Origin of the sequence: Streptosporangium oxazolinicum (genome assembly GCF_039537505.1) — a bacterium.
In the GTDB taxonomy this organism is placed as follows: Bacteria; Actinomycetota; Actinomycetes; order Streptosporangiales; family Streptosporangiaceae; genus Streptosporangium; species Streptosporangium oxazolinicum.
Genome location: NZ_BAABAQ010000006.1, coordinates 445,332 through 462,847, shown reverse-complemented (window position 1 = coordinate 462,847; position 17,516 = coordinate 445,332). Strand labels below are relative to the sequence as shown.

The window sequence follows — 17,516 nt, the reverse complement described above, 5'->3', positions numbered from 1 at the left end:
ACCCCACACACCCCAGAAAACACCGAACGCGGCGAACCCCATATAAGCGGTACGCGCTCGGATTCCGCCCTTTCCACCTGACATGCGTGTAACGATACACAAATCAGCTGTGTATCGATACACAGATATTCTCGGACCATGAGCGGACGGACGGCGCGACGCCGGGTGACCATGGCCGAGGTCGCCCGCGCGGCAGGGGTGTCGGTGATGACCGTCTCGTACGCCTACGGCCAGCCGGGCCGGGTCTCCGACGAGGCGCGGGCCAAGGTCCGCGAGGCCGCCGAGCGCCTCGGCTACCCGGGCCCGCACCCCGGCGCGCGGTCACTGCGCAGCGGCCGGACCGGCAACCTGGGCGTCGTCCTCGGCGAGCACCTCACCTACGCCTTCGACGACCCGCAGGCGACCCGCTTCCTGTCCGGCGTCGCCCAGGTCTGCGCCGACCACGGCATGGCGCTCACCCTCGTCCCCGTCACCGGAAGCCCCTCCGACGTCGACCGGGTCACCGAGGCCGCCGTCGACGCCTTCGTGGTCTGGACGACCGCCGACGACGACCCCGTCATCGACGCCATCTCCGCCACCGGCCTGCCCGCCGTGGTCCACGGGGGCCCGCGCCGCGACGGCCTCTCCTTCGTCGCCGCCGACGACCGCGCCGCCGCCACGGCCGTCGGCCGCGAGGTCTTCGCGGGGGCGCGGCGCCCGGGGGTGCTGAGCTTCCCCCTCGACCGCGCGAGGCTCTCCGGTGTCACCTCCGGCGCCCCCCTGAACGACGCCCTACCCGCTGGATCCGGCCCCTTGCCGCCTGGCGGGATCGATCCGGACGCCTCGACCTTCCGGGTCACCCGCCAGCGCCTGCGCGGCTACCGCGACGCGTGGGCCGAGACCGGCGGCGACTGGTCACAGGTCCGGGTGGCGGTCTGCTCCACCAACAGCGCACGGGAAGCCGAGACATTCGCGGCCGAACTGCTCACCGGCCCGTACGCCTGCGACGCGATCGCCGCGATGAGCGACGAGCTGGCCCTCGGCGTCCTGCGCGCCGCCACCCGCCTGGGCCTGACCGTCCCCGGCGGCCTCACTCTCAGCGGGTGGGACGACTCCGACGCCGCCGCCCCGGCCGGGCTCACCACCGTCGCCCAGTCCCTCCGCGACCAGGGCGCCCGCTGCGCGCGCACCGCCCTCGACCACCTCACCCCAGCCGACCGGGACACCGAGGTCGCCTGGCACCTGATCAGCCGCACCTCCACCCGACGCGCGTGAAAGTCCCCCTCGCACGAGGGGCAAAGACGCAGCTCGGTGGCCGTACGAGAATGAGCCGAGCCACTGACGCCCACAGGCGGGTGCGGGCCGAGACCGACCGAAGAGCCGTAGCAGTCGTTCTCTCGTTCGGGGAGCGGTGGCGGCAACGCCCGGAAAGCACACGGGGCCGTACGCGTCCACCGGAAAACAAATGCGCAATTACTATTATACCACTAATTACCACTAACGGCACATTAATTGCAATTTGCCCCCGATGAGAGAAATCGATAAATTCACGCCTGTGAAAGCGAACGAAGAGAAGTTTGTCGTGTCCGGCGACGTGCGACTGTGGACGGAGCGGTTCGGCGATCCGCGAGATCCCGCAGTGCTGCTCATCATGGGCACCTCCACCATGGGAGTGGGCTGGCCGGATGAATTAGTGAAAACTCTCCTCGACGGCGGGCTGCGAGTGATCCGCTTCGACCATCGCGACACCGGGCGGTCCGACCGTGTGGACTTCGCGACACGTCCCTACACGCTGACGGACATGGCCGCCGACGCGACAGCCGTGCTGGACGGGCACGGGGTGGCCGCCGCGCACGTCGCGGGAGCATCCCTCGGCGGCGCGATCGGGCAGTGGCTGGCCGTGCACCGCCCCGAGCGCGTGCGCACCCTGACCGCGATCATGACCGGTCCGATGGGCCACAGCGCGGGGCCCGCTTTCGCCCGAGCCTTCGCCGGACAGGAGCCCGACCCCGACGACCTGCCGCCGCCCACGCCGCGGTTCCTTCAGCACCTCGTCCACCTGGCGACCTCGCCCCCGGCCACCTGCGAGGAGCACATCGCGGCCAACCTGGAGACCTGGCGCGTGCTGAACGGCGATGTCCTGCCCTTCGACGAGCAGGCCGCACGACGGCTCGTCGAGGCCGCGAGCGACCTGGGCGGCGACCCGCGCGCCGCGGCCAACCATGATCTGGCCGGGAAGGTGATGACCGACGACAGGCTCGCGCCGCTCTCCGCCATCACCGCGCCGACGCTGGTCGTGCACGGTACCGAGGACCCCCTGCGCCCACTGCCACACGGCGAGGCGGTCGCCGCGCAGATCCCGAACGCGCGCCTGGTCGCCATGCCCGGCATGGGGCACGGGTTCTTCTCCCCCCTGCTACCCCGCCGGATCGGCGAGATTATCCGTGACCATATCTCCCTCACCGAACGCGAGGAAGAACCGGGAAGATCTGCTCGGCGGTGAGGGCAACGTCGTGGTGTCCCCAACCTTCCCTGCCGACAAGAACGAGAGAGACCTAACGAAGAAGTACGTCGCCGCCGACCGTTTCAACCCGATCCTCGTGACCGGTCTCATTGCGGAGTGGCGGACCATATGAATTGTCCGGGGGCCTCTTCCAGGATCCACGCCGGTCTCCAGGGCGACCTCATTGCGGTCCCATTAACCCAGACGGCTCATACGTTGTTGCTTAAGTTCCGGACCGGCCTCATTGCAGCGGAACCACGAACCCCGACGAGCCACAGCACTGGCTAGTTTCACTCCAATCCTCGCGACCGGTCTCATTTACGAGAGCACGAGTACGGTCACCCATACCGTCAAGTCAGGTCTGCGAGATAGCCCGCCTTGATGTTTACGAGGAAAGCGTTCCACTCGGAGGGAGCGAAAGACAGCACCGGACCGTCGGGGTCCTTGGAGTCGCGAACCAAAAAGAGGTGTTCAGGCTCTACTGGACGCTCCGGGGTGGCTTGAACATTGTCGGTGAGCGCGACTTCGACGCAGCTACCACCGTTTCCGCCGCTGAGGGTGCTCTTGCGCCAGGTGCCGACCTCGACGCACTGGCCGCCGTTGGCGTTGCTCTGGCTGGACTTGCGCCAGATCACCTGGGAAAGATCCACGATGGACACACCTTTCCACGCGCTCATGTTTCCCGCAGAGCCTGTGCGATGAGATCGCGGGTCTGATCAGGCCCGAGGGCTCGTGCTCGCAGATGGTTGAACAGCAGGGCGTATGCCTCTAATTCTGATGGATCCTCCAGGTAGACGCTTCCCTGCCAATATTCAACGTACACGGTGTCCGGATCGGACGGTTTGGGAAAACTCAAGATCGTGAATCCGCCGTCCATCGCGGGGTGAACGCCTGTGGCGAACGGCAGGATCTGGATCGTGACGTGGTTCGTCTCCGAGAGACGGGTCAGTCGTTGGAGCTGGTCTCGCATCGTTTCCGCTCCTCCGACCGGGCGGCGGATGACCGCCTCGTTGAGGATGAACCACATGGTGGGCGGGTCCGGCCGTTCCAGCACTCGCTCTTGACGCTTCATCCGGATCGAGAGACGTCGTTCCATCTCCTCGTCCGGCGGTAGCACGGGCGCGGACCTCATGACGGCCCGCGCGTAGCCTGCGGTCTGGAGGAGGCCGGGCACGAACTCCGACTGGTATTCCTGGAAGATCGTCGCCTCCTCTTCCAGACCCACGTAGCTCTGAACCCATTCCGGGATCGCCTCGGAGACCTTGTACCACCAGCCGCGTTTGCGTGCGTCGCGCGCGAGCTGCATCAGGGCGTCCCGGCGTTCGGTGGTGACCTGGTAGAGGTCGAGCATCATGGCCACGAGGGCTACCGTGGCGGCGCTGGTAGCCGATTCGATCCGAGTGATGGTGACGGGCGCACATCCTGCGTGTTCGGCTACTTGGTCCCGGGTCAGCCCTGCCTCCTTGCGGAGGCGCTGCAGCTCGGCTGCGAGACGGCGCCTGCGTACCGATGGGCTTTGCTGAGCACCCATTCCACTCCCCTCCGCGATCGATCCACTGCATTCTGTCAAAATGATCTTCATGCATCAACGTGCACTATGTTCATTTCGATCCTTATTGCCAGGCGAGCAACGGTCATGCAAACTGAGCACGCAGAGTGACAGTTCAGTCATGGAACGCAACGGGAGATTTCCAAGCGAACAGCTTCAAAACGACACAGGGATGACGAGGCGATGAGAGTGCATGAGCTTCAAGGGTGGGGTGGGCGGCTGGTAGAGCTGGCCTGGGAGTTGAACGATCTCGGGGTCGACTCCGTGGTGCGGTTCCCGCCCGGACGGCAGCCGAGTATGGAGATCTTCCTGCCGCCCGGAGGCCGGAGTCCCGTGACCGAGCAGCAAGGCCACGTCTCGGCGTTCGACTGGGAGCGGGGATGCGAGCGAGGCACCCGGACCAGGGCGCGGAAGGTCTGCGAGCGGATCACGCGGGGGACGCGGTGAGGGCGCTGGGGCTGCTCGGCCGGGTCGAGGTGCCCGCGCAGGTCGCGGCCGTTCCCCGGGCCCGCCGCTATGTCCACGACCTGCTGAAGGGGCTCGACCACCCGCACACCGACGACGCGCTGCTGCTCGTCACCGAACTCGTCACCAACGCGGTCCGCCACTCCGACTCCGGCCGAGGCCCCGACGGCCGGGTCATCATCGCCGTAGCCAACCACCTCGGAACGCTCCACATCGACGTCGTCGACGCCGGATCGGTCGGGCAGCGGCCTCGCCTCTGCGCGGGCGTGAGTCCCGACAGCGGTGGAGGGCGCGGGCTCTGGCTGGTGCAGGAGCTGTCCTCGGCCTGGGGTTGGTACGAGACCCTGGCCGGACGCGTGGTCTGGTTCCAGCTGGGTGGACGGTGACATTTTGGTCAGCTGGGACTATCCACCCCGCTGCCTCAGCCCGCACGTCCTCCCCGCCCGCTCCCACTGCGAGGAGCTGACCTGGCACCCTCCACGTGGGGACGGGCAGGCCCGGGTCGTCAGGTGGACCTGCGACTGCGGCGCCCTGTTCTACGAGCTGTGCCAGGCGGGCGGGCTGAGGTTCATCCGCCGCACGCGACGAGATCACTCGATCGACGAGAGCGACCGCTGGCAGGCCCGGGAGGCGGACGCGATGTGGATCGCCCTGCTGCACGGCCTCGCACGGTAATTCACTACTGAATTCACTTCTATCAAATCCACACCCCTCCAAATCCCGCCTTCGGACCGGCCTTGACCGACCTCACCGTCCGATGGACCCTTGGCTTGCCCTGGTGTCTCGGCTTGGAGGGAATGTCTCGTGCGGAGCGATGTCACGCGGGCTCACTACGATCGCCTGGCTGACAAATATGACGAGAACTGGGCATACAGTCCGGAATTCATTCAATGGATGACCGGAAACATTCTCGACCGGCTCCGGATCACCCCGGATCACCGGGTGCTGGACGTCGGGGGCGGAACCGGCCTGTACGCGCGGGAGCTCGCGGAGCACGCCGAGGTGGTGGTCTGCGCCGATCCCTCCCCCGCGATGCTCGACCAGCTTCCCGCCCATGAGCGTCTGGTCTCGCTGCGCGCCGGGGCCGAGGAACTCGCGGAGCAGCGCGTACGACCTCCGCATGACGGCTACGACGCGATCCTGCTCAAGGAGGTGATCCACCATGTCGCCGATCCGCCACGGGTCCTCGACGGGCTGGCCCGTCTCCTGCGGCCGGGTGGACGGATGCTCGTGGTCATGTTGCCGACGAGCATCGACTACCCGCTGTTCGACGCGGCGCTGAGGCTGTTTCGCGAGCGCCAGCCCGATCCCGTCGGCATCGCGGAGGCGATGAGTGGCAGCGGACTCGACACCGAGCTCACCTACGACGAGTTCCCGCTCACTTTCAGCACCGAGCGTTATCTGCGAATGGTCCGAAACCGCTACATGTCACTGCTTTCCAGCTTCGATGATGCAGAGTTGGAAAAGGGCATCGAGGAAATCCGGGGCAGGTATCCGAGCCCCGAGTTACAGTGCCTCGACCGGTTCGCCTTCGTATTCGGGGTGAAAGCGTGAGCAGCGTCGAGCTCGACAGCCGTCTCCACCAGCTCCGCAACGAGCTGGACGACCACTCCCGCGTCGCCCGTCACCTCGGCCTCGACTTCGAGCGGCCGATCAAGTCACTCGGTGACGGCTACCCAGAGAACGCGATCGCGCTGGTCGGGAAGATCACCGAGCGGATCCTCAAGCAGCTCTGGCGGCACCACAACGTCCCCGGTGACCCGGGCGGGAAGGCCCTGAGCGAGCTGATCAAGGGGGCTCAGCCGCACATCCGCAGCAGTGGTGTTCTCGACTCGCTGCGCGACATCCAGCGCCTGCGCAACCGGTCGGCCCACGACGGCTACGAGATCGCCGACGAGGACGGGCTGACAGCTGTACGCCGGTTGCTGGACGTGCTGGCCTGGTTCGGCAGCACCGGCAGCGGCATCCTGACCGGGGACGTGCCCAAGCTCTCCCCCGAGGTGGCGCTCAAGGCCGAGTTTCTCGCCGGGCTCTACCTGACCCTCGACTACAAGCCGGTCAAGCGCTTCGAGCTGTCGCGCAACACCGTCTACCAGCTCTTCTTCCGCGAACGGGGGTTGCGCAGCGAGTACGTCGAGCTGCTGCTCAGCAAGAACGTCGACGACGTGGCCGCGGTGCTGGAGGCCACCGGCGGTGAGCTGTTGCAGACCCAGCTGCCCAAGCTCACCCGGTTTCTGATCCTGGAGGAGGACGGCGTCCCCGCGGTCCCGAGTCCGCTCGGGGAGGACTACCGGATCGTCACCTACGACCGCTTCATGGACGCCTTCGTCGACCTGGACCGGCATCTGGCGGACGTCTTCGGCGCCTACCCGAAGCTGCTCGACCCGGCGGGCCTGACGATATCCGGTGACCTGCTCACCACGGACGAACGTACCGGCGAGCAGCGGATCTCCCGGATCGGTGCCGCAGACGAGCTGCTGGACGAGGTCGCCTCCTCCGGAGGGAACCTGCTCATCGTGGGCCGTTCGGGAAGCGGCAAGTCGACGCTGCTCAAGCAGCTGGTCGCCGGGTCGGCGACGGCGAGCCAGCGCCGCTACCGCTTCTACTTCGACATGAGCCTCAAAGGTCGCGATGAGGAGTTCCGGGAGTTCGTCACCCGTACGCTCGCGCCGTACATGGCCGTCGAGAACTCGTACGTCTTCGACGTCTTCCACTACTTCGCGCGGTCGGGGTCGGTGGCGTGTGCGCTGGACGGCATCGACGAGGCGGTGCCGTCGATGACCCAGGAGGGGTTCCTGGAGCTGTTCACCGAGCTCGCCCAGGTGCTGTCGGCGGAGTCGGCGGTGGTCACGAGCTCGCGGGTCTCCTTCCTTGAGGACTCCCCGCAGGTGCGACGGCTGCTGGACGGCACCGCGCTGGTGTCGGAGAAGCTCGTCCAGCAACTCCACGCGCAGGGTGTGAACCCGCTGCGCGTGCCCCGCTTCTCGGCGCTGCGGCTCCAGGACGCCACGGACGCCGGGACGCCCCTCGAACTCCGCCTGGCACGCGAGCTGGAACTCGACGGCGGCGACGATCGCCCACACCTCGTCGATCTCGCCTGGCGGCACATGACGCGGGTGGCGTCCTCGGCCGGTCTCACCGACGCCCTGCCGTCGATCGTCGCGTGCTTCGGCTCAGCCTTCCTGCGTGGCCGTACGACGTTCACGTTCGTCGAGCTCGTCAACGAGCTGGGCATATCGTTCTTCGAGGGCGGGCGGCTGACCTATGACGCCTTCCGGTTGAAGGAGTTCTTCCGGCCCGTCGACTCGTCCGGGATCGCGTTCGCGCACTCGGCCTACCAGGAGCTGCTGGCGGCCGAACACCTGCGTGACCCGTCCGGTCGGGAGTCGGCCGTCGAGGCGGGTCCGCGCCTGACCGAGCAGGTCCGGGAGTTCCTGCACCGGCGTTCCCGCCAGGCGCCGCAGGCCCCGGCCGACGACTGCGTCCTGCCCGCGGGCCCGTACCTCGTCGGGCCGAGTCACCACCTGATGCTCCGGCGCGTCGAGCGCCCGGTGCGCTTCGACCGCTTCCCCGTCACGGTCGGCCGCTACAACCGCTTCCTGGAGGCCGTACGAGAGCACGGTTCGCGGCAGTGGGACCACCCGGACAAGCCGCCGGAGTTCTCCCACGAGCCGTGGCAGGAACGCCTCAAGGTGCAGGAGTACTTCACCGATCCGGCGTACGAGAACCATCCGGCGATCTGCGTCAACTACTGGAGCGCCCACGCCTTCGCCCGGTTCGAGGGCAAACGCCTGCCGACCTCCCTGGAGTGGGAGGCCGCCGCGCGGGGTGGCGACGGGCGGCTTTTTCCCTGGGGTGACGACATCGACCTGGACATCGTCAACTGTGCCGACTCGTGGAGCGGACGGCCTCTGATCACGTACGAGGCGTGGCGGGAGGAACTCGACCGGGGGCGGCTCAGCCAGGCCATGCCGGGGCCGGTCGACGCGCACCCGGGCAACGTGTCGCCGTTCGGGGTACGGGAGATGGCCGGGAACGTCTGGGAGATCACCGGCACGGTGCTGGAGAACCTCAACGAGGTGGTCATCTGCGGCGGTTCCTACGACAACCCGTACCGGGCGTTGCAGGTCTCCTCCAAGGGCCTGTCCCGGCGTCGGGGATGCAGCAACGCGGTCGGTTTCAGATGCGTCGAGGAGCTCGGATGAGCATCGAGGAGACCGCGACGGCGAGCGGCCAGCGGTTCGGTCACATCGTCGACCGCATGCCACTGGGCAGCGGGCACGATGGCCGGCAGGGCACGTACGTGGTCCGCGACATCGAGACCGAGACGCACCACTCCTTCATGTACTCCGACATCGTGACCGAAGGGTTCCGTACGATCCGGACCGGTGAGCGAGTGAGGTTCATGGTCGACCCGGACGATTCGGAGCGGGCGCGCTATGTCATCCGGCTCGACCTTCCGGACATCGAGGACTACTACCGGTGACCCGGCTGGCGAGACAGGTCGTTGTCGCCGTCTACGAGGCCAGGTTCCCCTCCACACCCGAGTGGGCACCCGGGCCTCTGGTCCTCCGGCACCGGCAGATGCGCTCCACCGCCGAGGCGCGTGGCGAGTACTACAGCGACAAGGCCACTCGCGTCCTGTACGGGCGGGACGATCGCCCTCGCCGCTGGCACGACCCGGTTCACCGCGTCGTCGGCGATGTCGAGGTCCTGGGTGTCGAGGCACTGCGGGCATCCGACGAACCGGACGCCTGCGGGTTGGTCGCCGTTCACCTGCGGCCCAGGCGAGGGGCGCCCCTGTCGCTGCTGCGCGGCCTGGCCGGTCGCCGGGACGCGCCGCCCGTCGGCTTCGACCCGCAGTCTCTCGTCGAGGGCCAGGTGAAGATCGAGCCCGGACGCCCCTTCACGGTCTGCTTCGTGACCCCCGGCGGCAGAGGACTCCCCCGCCTCTACCGCCAGCCCAGATACTGGCGCTGGCCCGCGACACACCAGTGGCTGTGGACCCTGGCCTCACGCACCACCCTGGCGGATTACCCTCCCGACCCGCAGAATCTCGAACCGGCCGACAGCGAGATCATCAGGCTCTCCGTCGACTGGCATGCCGCCGTCCTGCGCGACGGCATGGGCGTGATCGGCATTCGAGCCGATGGCGGAGCCGAGGATCGGTTCTTCGGGTACGGGGAGTTGTACGTGCGCTCCATCTATCTGGACGCCCTCATGCTCGGCCTGCTCCAGAACCAGGGGCTCAGACACCTTGAGGAGCACGGTGTGGCCGCGCTCGACTCCCCCCGTCCGGAGGCGATGGCCGAGCTGGAACGGGAGGTCGGCTCCTTCCGGCGCCGTCTGTGGGCCCAGCACCTCACCAGCCACGGCATCCCGAACCGGCTGCTGACCGCCTACCAGCGTCAGCACGGTCTCCGTGAACGCTTCGAGCAGATCCTGACCGAGATCAGCGACGCCAACCGGCTCACCCGCGAAGACGAGACCCGCCACGTCAACAGCGCGGTGGTGGTGTTCACGCTCATCACCGTCCCGGCCGGAATCGCGCTCGCACTGCTCCAGGTCGTGGAACCGGACGACCCCTGGTTCTACGCCTCCGTCGGCGCGGCTTTCGTCATCTTGACGGCTCTGCTCCTACGCACCCGCTCCGCACGCGTCGCCCTCCGAGCGCTACGCCGCCGCTTCACCGCGTAGCGAACGCGCATGAGCACACAAGGCTCACCTGTCGGGGTGTCGTTAAGGCTCCGCGTCAGGACGGGGCGAGGACGCAGAACTCGTGGCCCTCCGGGTCGGTCAGGCACGTCCACGGGACGTCGCCCTGGCCGAGGTCGAGGTCGGTGGCGCCGAGGGCCCGCAGCCGGGCCACCTCCGTCGCTTTGTCGTCACCGGGGTAGGGCAGCAGGTCAAGATGGACGCGGTCTGGCACGGTCTTCACGCCGGGCGTGCGGAGGAACTCCAGGTACGGGCCGACCCCCTTGGCGGAACGCAACACCGCATGATCGCCGGTCACCTCATGCAGGGCCCAGTCCATCGCCTCACCCCAGAAGCGGGCCATGGCCCGCGGATCCGCGCAGTCGACCACCACCGCGGCGATCGGCCCGGTGTCCCGGTGGATCTCCCGGGGCTCCAGCACACAGAACTCGTTGCCCTCCGGGTCGGCGAGGACCGTCCACGGGACGTCGCCCTGGCCGACGTCGGCGAGCGTCGCACCAAGGGCCTGGAGGCGCGCGACCAACTCCGCCTGATGGGCCGCGGAGGTGGTGGCGAGATCGAGGTGCACCCGGTTCTTCGTCCCCGTCTTGGGTTCCGGGACGGGAACGACGTCGACGCAGACAGCGACCGGATCCGGCCAGACGAGGCCGCCGGCGGGTCCGACGTAGGTGGTCACGCCGGGGCTGTAGGCACTCCAGCCGAGCGCCTCCGCCCAGAACCGGCCGACCGCCGAGGCATCAAGGGCCTTTATGTTCACCTGAACAGGTCGCAGTGCCATGCCGGTGATCCTATGCGCCTGCTCTGCGACGACATCCGCACCGTCGCGAGACGGAGAGCGACTCGTTCACCGGCCACAATGCTCATCGCGGCGGCACCTCAGTCGTGGACGGCACACCCCGCCGGGTGTGTTTATCCCGCTCTTCGAATCCGGTCCCATCGCAGGAGACTCGGAGACCGGGACGACTCCAACAACGTCTGACGTACGGTCACAGCGACAGCAGGGTGCTGGAAACGACCTACCTGCTGCGCCGGGTCGGTCCTCAGCCGCCGAAGGCGGGATAGCCCGGCAGTGGGGGGACGTCCCAGCCGTCGGCCACGTCCCGGAGCAGCAGCCGCATCGTCTCCGCGAAGGCGGGGAACTCCTCCAGGGTGCTCGCCATCTCCCAGCGGTGTCTCAGCAGCTGCCGCAGCGTCGGGACGGGACGCCGGGTCCGGTGCGTCGGCCTGTCCTCCGCCACGCGCGGGATCAGCTCGGTCGTCATGTACACCGTCCAGAGCGCGACCGCCCGCCGGATCCCGGGCTGCCAGATCTCGTCCCTGACCAGCTCCGGGTACGCCTCGACGACCTCCGCGCGGTAGGTCTCCTCGATCTTCTCCGCCAGCCCGGCGGGCAGGGTGAAGACGCACCAGCAGGTGGCGAAGGGCATCCGGCAGTACGCGGCCGTCATGAAGACAGGCTGGTAGCAGGCCGACTCGAAGTCGATCAGCCGCAGGCCGTCCGGGGTGAGCAGGTTGTTGTCCGGGCAGGTGTCGCCGGGGGTGAAGGCGAGGTACTCGTCCGCGCCCGTCGTCACGATCCGTTCCAGCTCCCCGGCCAGCTCCGGCGGTGCCTCGACTCCGACCCCGGCGAGCGCCGAGGGGAGTTCGGCCGCGCACCGGAGGGCCCACGGATTCTCGTCCCAGGACGGCACGCTCATGCCGTGACGGGCCGACAGGGAGGCCAGGTCAGCGCGTCGGCGCACCGACGCGGTGGCGAGCCGTCCGAGCCCGCGCGCCCAGGCCGACAGGCCGTCCAGGGCGGCTCGCGGATCGTCACCGAGCAGCACGTCCGCCAGGGTCGGCGCGGACCCGAGATCCTCCATCACCACCAGCGGGACCGAGGCGTCCACGCCCAACAGCTCGGGACCGGCCAGACCCAGCGAAAGCCCGGCCGTCTCCGAGGTGAAGGCGCGCAGGTCCTCGGGGTCCGTACCGAACTTCTTCACGACGACGCTGCCGCCCGAAGCCGTCCGGCAGCGCAGGACGACGCTGCGCGGGCTGCCGCCGAGGTCCACCGGATCGGACAGCTCGACGCCCAGCACTTCGCCCGCGGCGCGCAGGATCTCATCCATCCCGGCATTCTGCCCATCGCGAGCCGGGCGAGAAAGCGCTTATCCAGCAGGGCGGGAAAGCCCACGCCTCAGCGGCTCAGGAGACACGTCGTCATCCGAGGCGTTTCCGTGGCGTGGGGAGCCGCGAAGGATCAGCCGCGCGTCGCGTGGGTCCGGGAGTAGGCGTACGGCCGCGAGGGCACCGCGTCCGGGATGTGCCAGGCGGCAGGCAGGGTCCAGCGGCCGAAGACGACCTTTCCGCCGTCCGGTGCCGGGTAGTGACCCCACTCGTCAGTGCACATGCCGACGAGCCGCAGGCCCCGGCCGCTCTCGTCGTCCTCCCCCGCCTCGGCGACCTCGGGCGAGTCGTCACAGCTGTCCCAGACCTCCGCGAACAGGCCCCCCGTGGTGAGGCGGAGCCGCAGGAGGATCGGGTACGGGCCGGTGGTCCGCGCGCGAGCACGGCCGGGCGGGCGGGCGTAGCCGTACGGGATGGACGGGGTGGCGGTGGCCTTGACGGCGTTGGTGGTCATCTCGGAGACGACCAGGACGCAGAGGTCGGCCAGCTCCTCCAGACCCCACGTCCGCAGTTGCGCGCGTGTGAAGTCGCGCGCCCGGGAGGCCGAGGCCGGCTGCGCCGCCAGCCACAGCTCGTTCGCGTCCAGGAAACCCGGGAAGTCCGGGGATTCCGGAGTGCCCAGGGAGTCCGTGGAGTCCAGGGAGTCCGTGGAGTCCGTGGACAGGTGGTCGGCGGCGTCCAGATCAGGATGAAACGGTGAGTGCATCGGTCCCGGCCGTTCGACGGGGAGCACGGTCATTGATGGCTCCAGGGAAGTTCAACGGAGGTTCGGTCGCGCGCCCCCGGCGCAGAGTTGGGGGCGCCCCGCCCGAGCGGTGAGACCACGCGAATCTGACGGCTCCGGCGTTGTTCTCAACCCTGCTGCACGGAGCGTGCTGGAAACAGGCGACGCCACCGAGTCTGTTCGTCACCCTCAGGCGTCAAGTCACCCCGTAGAGCGACGGAGCTGCAAGGAGCGGTGATCTGGTCGCCGATTTCTGCACTCGACGGTCACCGAACGTGATCGACCAGTAACGTTCGGCCCGAAGAATCGCCGCCGGAGAACCCGCCGGGAGGGGACGAGCCGATGCCACGTGCACCGCGCAGCGTCAAGCAGCAGATGGACGTCTTCAGCGCTGAGCTTCGCGAACGTGGTTTTACGTGGGCCGAGGTCGCCGCTGAGTTCAAGCGACGCTGGCGCCTGAACTCCCGCCAGGGCTTCCGTGAGGCGCATCGCCTGACACAAGCCAAGGTCTGCCATCTATGGAACGAGTACTGGCCGAACGAGCCGCTGACGACCCGGAAACTCGGGTCGTGGGAAGCGTGGCCCGGCCCCACCGGCAACGAGCCGCCGATCGCCGGGCTCAACCGGCTGGCACGCATCTACCAGTGCCGCACCGCCGACCTGGTCGACGGTGAAGATCACCGCGATGCCGACGAGCACAACACACCGGCCGTCCGGTCCCGGGGGCGGGCGCTGGTGGCGGCCGGGGCGGCGGGCAGCCTCGGTCCCGAGGACATCCGGGGGGTGCTGGCGGCCCTGCCCACCCTGCCCACGGGGCCCGTGCCGTTCGGGAGCTCCCGCGACGAGGAGTACGACGCCCTGGTGCGGGCGCTCGCCCAGTGGGCGGCGACCATGAAACGACGCGACGTCCTGGCCCTGATCAGGGCCGCCGCCGCCGCGGCGGCGGCCTCTCCGCTGCTGGCCCGGCTCAACGACGACGAGCTCGACCGGCTCGCCCTGATCGCCGCCGAACCGTCCCGGGTGGACGAGGCCACCGTCGACCACATCGACGCCGTGCTGCACCACTGCATGCGCCAGGAGGACACCCTCGGCCCCCAGTCGGTGCTGGGGACCGTGCTCGCCCAGCAGCACCTGGTACGGTCGCTGATCCCGGCCGCGTCGACCGACGAGGTGCGCGACCGGCTGCTGTCCCTGCTGGCCAACATCTGCCGGTTCACCGCCTGGGTGCTGTTCAACCTCAACGACTTCAACGGGGCGAACCACTACTACGAGCAGGCCAAGTTAGCCGCGCACCAGGCCGACGACGACGCGATGAACAGCTTCGTCCTCGCCAACTGGTCGCAGCTGGCGACCTGGCGGGGCGACCCCAGGCAGGGCGTCGAGCACGCACTGGGCGCGCTGGCCTGGGGGCAGCGCGCCAACAGCAAGCTGCTGGTGTCGTACGCGTGTGACGTGGGGGCCCGCGCCTACTCGGCGGTGTTGCGCCGCTCGGCCAGGAGCGACCGTCACAAGGACCATGCCCGGTGCATGACCAGCCTCGACCAGGCCCGCCACGAGCTGGGGCACGCGGGCGAGGGCGACGTGGGCGCCAAACTGCTCTACTTCTACGGCGACGGGCAGTATCTGTCGACCAGGACCAAGTGCCTGCTGGACATGGACGACGCCCGGACCGCGGTCGAGATGGCCGCCCGGTCCCTGGCCAGGATCGATCCGGCGTTCGTCCGCAACATGGCGTTCAGCCGCCTGGATCTGGCGCGCGGGCACCTGCGGCTGCGCTCCATCGACGAGGCGTGCGAGCAGCTTGGCGAGGCCGCCCGCCTCACCTGCAAGAACACCTCGCCCCGGCTGGCCCGCTCGGTGGTGGAGGTCCGCGAGACGCTGAATCCGTGGGCGAGGACCCGCCAGGTCGCCGCCCTGGACGAGAAGCTGCACACCTTTCAGCTCATCGCCTGACGGCTTCCGGCCCGTCGCGGCCGATCAGCGCGCCCCGGGCATCTCCTCCAGCACCAGGACCTCGAAGACGGGGGCGGGGATCGGCGGGTCCATCAGCCGGTGGGACACCTTCCGCCATCCCCATCTCCGGTAGATCTCCCTGGTCCGTACGGCCTTGGGCTGCACCGAGAGTGTGGCCCGCTCGGCACCGGACCCGGAGAGCAGCTCGTCGTGGATCCGGTGCCCGGCTCCGGCGCCCCGCCGGTCGGGCAGCACCCCGTAGTCGATGACGGCGAACGTCCTGGTCCCGGTCTCGGCCGCGAACTCCTCGCCGACCGGTTCCGCCAGCGTGCTCCACCAGCGGGTGTCGGCCGGCAGCAGGTATCCGTACCCGAACCCGACGAACTCCGGCCCGGATCGCGCGGTGGTCAGCCGGAACCCAGGCCGGTCGACCAGCCTGGGGTAGTAGGAGCGCTGGTTGGCGAACTCCGCGGCGGTCCCGTCGAACGGGGGCAGCGAGAACACCGCCTCGTAGAGGGCGCAGATCGTCCCGGTCAGCGCGAGCGCCTCCCGGCGGCCGTGTGTCTCTATGGTCACTTTGCCGGTGGGGGTCGTCTCGGTCATGCCCGTCTCCTCGCCTTCGTCTCGCCGTCCTTCCCCGAGGGCTTTTTACCCGTGGAAGGGCGGGGTAGCCGCTCCGGCTCAGCTGGAGGGGGCGGGAGCCGGTCAGCTCTTCGTGAGGTCGGACAGCGGTACGGAGAGGTCGGCGAGCCGGTCGGGGGCGACGGTCGCGCCGCTGCGGATCAGCTCCTGCGCCGCGGAGATGCCCTCGTCCCATTGGTTGACGTGCATGCCCGCCACGACGCGCCCGCCGGCGAGCCAGAAGGCGTGGAAGGCCCTCGACTCCAGGTCTCCCCGGATGACCACGGAGTCGTACTCGCCGGGCGCGAACCAGCCGGAGAACTCCATGCCGACGTCGTACTGGTCGGTAAAGAAGTAGGGCGGCCTGTCGTAGACCACCTTCTGACCGAGCATGGACCTGGCCGCGGCGGCTCCCCCGTTGAGGGCGTTGGCCCAGTGCTCGACGCGGACGCGGGTGCCGTACAGGGGGTTGAACGCGTTGGCCACGTCACCGGCGGCGTAGACGTCGGGGTCGTCGGTGCGGAGGGACTCGTCGACGAGGATCCCGTTGTCCACGGCGAGGCCCGCCCGCTCGGCGAGCTCGGTGTTGGGGGTGACGCCGATGCCGACGATCACGAGGTCGGCCGGGATCTCCTCCCCGTCGTGGGTGGCGACCGCGCTGACGTGCCCGGGGCCGAGGAGCCCGGTCACCTCGCGGCCGAGCCGCACGTCGACGCCGTGGTGCCGGTGTACGTCGGCGAAGAAGGCGCCCAGCTCGGGGCCGAGCGCGGCGTGCAGCGGCACCGCCCTCGGTTCGACGACGGTCACCTCGCAGCCGTACTCCCTGGCGGCCGCGGCGGTCTCCAGCCCGATCCAGCCCGCGCCGACGACGACCACCCTCCGGTCGCCGCCTCGGATGGCCTCGCGCAGCCGCTCCGAGTCGCCGAGATCGCGGAGGTGGTGCACGCCCTCGAGGTCGGCGCCGGGTACGTCGAGGCGGCGCGGGGAGGAACCGGGGACGAGCAGCAGCTTGTCGTACCGGACGCGCCGCCCGTCGTCGAGTTCCACGTGGTGGGCGGCCCGGTCGAGGTCGGTCGCGCGGCGCCCGAGCAGCGGTTCGACGGAGTTGGCGGCGTACCAGCCCTCGTCGTGGACGTAGAGCTTGGGCTTCTCCTCCTTGCCGAGCAGGTAGCCCTTCGAGAGCGGGGGCCGCTCGTAGGGAAGCTCTGTCTCGGCGCCGATCAGGGTGATCCCGCCCTCGAAGCCCTCCTCGCGCAGGGACTCCGCCGCCTTGGCACCCGCCAGGCCCGCTCCGACGATGACGAACGTCTGCTCGGTAGTCATAGGTCCCTTCCTACTCCGATTTCCGTACGGGTTCCAACGATCGCGAGAAACGGGAGGGACGGGCCGTGCGAGGAGACGGTCCGGACGGCTTTCCCCGCCCCTTTCCCCGCTCCTTTTCCCTGCCCCGCCACCGCACCGGCGTGTTCCGGTCTGACGCGGGACGCGGGACGCGGGACGCGGTCCGGTGCGGGACGGATGGCGGCGGGGCGGGAGGCGCGGCCGGGGCGCGATTCCGGAATACACCTGGTCGACATGAGAAATAAGCTCTTCTCCTCTTTTGGCGCACATAAGGGAATCATCATGAAACCGCCCCGGACATCGGCCTCGCGGGCCGGAGAGGACACTCGGCACCCTTGGGCGACAGGACGAGGAAATTTTCGTTTACCCTGCCGGAAACGGAATTCCACCCCTCTCACAAAGGGGGACGTATATATTTTCCACGCCATCAAGATCGCGTCATCGGCGATGATATCCATGAAATCCGCCCACGGCGCGCTTTTTTTCTAAGGAGCATG

17 protein-coding genes are annotated in these 17,516 nt (G+C 68.8%); 10 read left to right on the top strand and 7 right to left on the bottom strand.

The window, feature by feature from the left end:
- Window positions 1–138 precede the first annotated feature (138 nt).
- Together ABD817_RS19525 and ABD817_RS19520 are read left to right on the top strand one after the other, a co-directional pair.
- Window positions 139–1,254, top strand: a complete 1,116-nt coding sequence (locus tag ABD817_RS19525) for a LacI family DNA-binding transcriptional regulator (protein WP_344919415.1) — start codon at window positions 139–141, stop codon at window positions 1,252–1,254.
- Between the two features lie 280 nt (window positions 1,255–1,534).
- Window positions 1,535–2,482, top strand: a complete 948-nt coding sequence (locus tag ABD817_RS19520; RefSeq protein WP_344919414.1) for an alpha/beta fold hydrolase — start codon at window positions 1,535–1,537, stop codon at window positions 2,480–2,482.
- A 350-nt stretch (window positions 2,483–2,832) separates the two neighbouring features.
- Here ABD817_RS19520 and ABD817_RS19515 read toward each other — a convergent pair whose 3' ends face one another.
- Together ABD817_RS19515 and ABD817_RS19510 are read right to left on the bottom strand one after the other, a co-directional pair.
- Entirely contained in the window at window positions 2,833–3,132 is a 300-nt protein-coding gene (locus ABD817_RS19515) for a DUF397 domain-containing protein (protein ID WP_344919413.1), read from the bottom strand.
- A 23-nt stretch (window positions 3,133–3,155) separates the two neighbouring features.
- Complete coding sequence (locus ABD817_RS19510; protein ID WP_344919456.1) at window positions 3,156–4,013, bottom strand: helix-turn-helix domain-containing protein; 858 nt, start codon at window positions 4,011–4,013, stop codon at window positions 3,156–3,158.
- Between the two features lie 207 nt (window positions 4,014–4,220).
- Here ABD817_RS19510 and ABD817_RS19505 point away from each other — a divergent pair, with 207 nt between their 5' ends.
- The 7 genes from ABD817_RS19505 (at window position 4,221) to ABD817_RS19475 (ending at window position 10,193) form a co-directional block, all read left to right on the top strand.
- A complete protein-coding gene (locus ABD817_RS19505; RefSeq protein WP_344919412.1) occupies window positions 4,221–4,478 on the top strand; it encodes a hypothetical protein in 258 nt (85 codons plus the stop codon).
- The gene (locus tag ABD817_RS19500; RefSeq protein WP_344919411.1) at window positions 4,475–4,882 is read left to right on the top strand and encodes an ATP-binding protein; all 408 of its coding nucleotides are present in this window, start codon (window positions 4,475–4,477) and stop codon (window positions 4,880–4,882) included. Before ABD817_RS19505 ends, ABD817_RS19500 begins: the two co-directional genes overlap by 4 nt.
- The gene (locus tag ABD817_RS19495) at window positions 4,872–5,171 is read left to right on the top strand and encodes a hypothetical protein (protein WP_344919410.1); all 300 of its coding nucleotides are present in this window, start codon (window positions 4,872–4,874) and stop codon (window positions 5,169–5,171) included. Before ABD817_RS19500 ends, ABD817_RS19495 begins: the two co-directional genes overlap by 11 nt.
- Before the next feature lie 129 nt (window positions 5,172–5,300).
- Window positions 5,301–6,050, top strand: a complete 750-nt coding sequence (locus tag ABD817_RS19490) for a class I SAM-dependent DNA methyltransferase (protein WP_344919408.1) — start codon at window positions 5,301–5,303, stop codon at window positions 6,048–6,050.
- Complete coding sequence (locus ABD817_RS19485; protein ID WP_344919407.1) at window positions 6,047–8,701, top strand: SUMF1/EgtB/PvdO family nonheme iron enzyme; 2,655 nt, start codon at window positions 6,047–6,049, stop codon at window positions 8,699–8,701. Before ABD817_RS19490 ends, ABD817_RS19485 begins: the two co-directional genes overlap by 4 nt.
- Complete coding sequence (locus ABD817_RS19480) at window positions 8,698–8,982, top strand: hypothetical protein (protein WP_344919405.1); 285 nt, start codon at window positions 8,698–8,700, stop codon at window positions 8,980–8,982. The genes ABD817_RS19485 and ABD817_RS19480 overlap by 4 nt, the downstream gene beginning before the upstream one ends.
- Entirely contained in the window at window positions 8,979–10,193 is a 1,215-nt protein-coding gene (locus ABD817_RS19475; protein ID WP_344919404.1) for a hypothetical protein, read from the top strand. Before ABD817_RS19480 ends, ABD817_RS19475 begins: the two co-directional genes overlap by 4 nt.
- 55 nt (window positions 10,194–10,248) lie before the next feature.
- Here the strand turns inward: ABD817_RS19475 and ABD817_RS19470 are convergent, their stop codons facing one another.
- The 3 genes from ABD817_RS19470 to ABD817_RS19460 form a co-directional block, all read right to left on the bottom strand.
- Window positions 10,249–10,989 (bottom strand): VOC family protein, encoded by a 741-nt coding sequence (locus tag ABD817_RS19470; RefSeq protein WP_344919403.1) that lies wholly within the window; start codon window positions 10,987–10,989, stop codon window positions 10,249–10,251.
- 262 nt (window positions 10,990–11,251) lie between these two features.
- Entirely contained in the window at window positions 11,252–12,322 is a 1,071-nt protein-coding gene (locus tag ABD817_RS19465) for a hypothetical protein (protein ID WP_344919402.1), read from the bottom strand.
- Window positions 12,323–12,453: 131 nt separating this feature from the next.
- On the bottom strand, window positions 12,454–13,119 hold the full coding sequence (locus ABD817_RS19460) for an ATP-binding protein (protein ID WP_344919401.1): 666 nt from the start codon (window positions 13,117–13,119) through the stop codon (window positions 12,454–12,456).
- Window positions 13,120–13,446: 327 nt separating this feature from the next.
- Between ABD817_RS19460 and ABD817_RS19455 the strand changes: the two genes are divergently transcribed.
- Window positions 13,447–15,057: an NsdA family TPR-like regulatory protein gene (locus tag ABD817_RS19455; RefSeq protein ID WP_344919399.1), complete on the top strand. Its 1,611-nt coding sequence runs from the start codon at window positions 13,447–13,449 to the stop codon at window positions 15,055–15,057.
- Between the two features lie 24 nt (window positions 15,058–15,081).
- Here ABD817_RS19455 and ABD817_RS19450 read toward each other — a convergent pair whose 3' ends face one another.
- Window positions 15,082–15,660 (bottom strand): N-acetyltransferase, encoded by a 579-nt coding sequence (locus ABD817_RS19450; RefSeq protein ID WP_344919398.1) that lies wholly within the window; start codon window positions 15,658–15,660, stop codon window positions 15,082–15,084.
- Between the two features lie 102 nt (window positions 15,661–15,762).
- On the bottom strand, window positions 15,763–17,001 hold the full coding sequence (locus ABD817_RS19445) for an NAD(P)/FAD-dependent oxidoreductase (protein ID WP_344919396.1): 1,239 nt from the start codon (window positions 16,999–17,001) through the stop codon (window positions 15,763–15,765).
- Between the last annotated feature and the right edge of the window lie 515 nt (window positions 17,002–17,516).

Excerpts from the sequence above, each read along its gene's own strand:
- ABD817_RS19455 (WP_344919399.1), top strand. The coding sequence starts at position 13,447 with ATGCCACGTGCACCGCGCAGCGTCAAGCAGCAGATGGACGTCTTCAGC.
- ABD817_RS19460 (WP_344919401.1), bottom strand. The coding sequence starts at position 13,119 with ATGACCGTGCTCCCCGTCGAACGGCCGGGACCGATGCACTCACCGTTT.
- ABD817_RS19450 (WP_344919398.1), bottom strand. The coding sequence starts at position 15,660 with ATGACCGAGACGACCCCCACCGGCAAAGTGACCATAGAGACACACGGC.
- ABD817_RS19445 (WP_344919396.1), bottom strand. The coding sequence starts at position 17,001 with ATGACTACCGAGCAGACGTTCGTCATCGTCGGAGCGGGCCTGGCGGGT.
- ABD817_RS19480 (WP_344919405.1), top strand. The coding sequence starts at position 8,698 with ATGAGCATCGAGGAGACCGCGACGGCGAGCGGCCAGCGGTTCGGTCAC.
- ABD817_RS19470 (WP_344919403.1), bottom strand. The coding sequence starts at position 10,989 with ATGGCACTGCGACCTGTTCAGGTGAACATAAAGGCCCTTGATGCCTCG.
- ABD817_RS19525 (WP_344919415.1), top strand. The coding sequence starts at position 139 with ATGAGCGGACGGACGGCGCGACGCCGGGTGACCATGGCCGAGGTCGCC.
- ABD817_RS19465 (WP_344919402.1), bottom strand. The coding sequence starts at position 12,322 with ATGGATGAGATCCTGCGCGCCGCGGGCGAAGTGCTGGGCGTCGAGCTG.
- ABD817_RS19510 (WP_344919456.1), bottom strand. The coding sequence starts at position 4,013 with ATGGGTGCTCAGCAAAGCCCATCGGTACGCAGGCGCCGTCTCGCAGCC.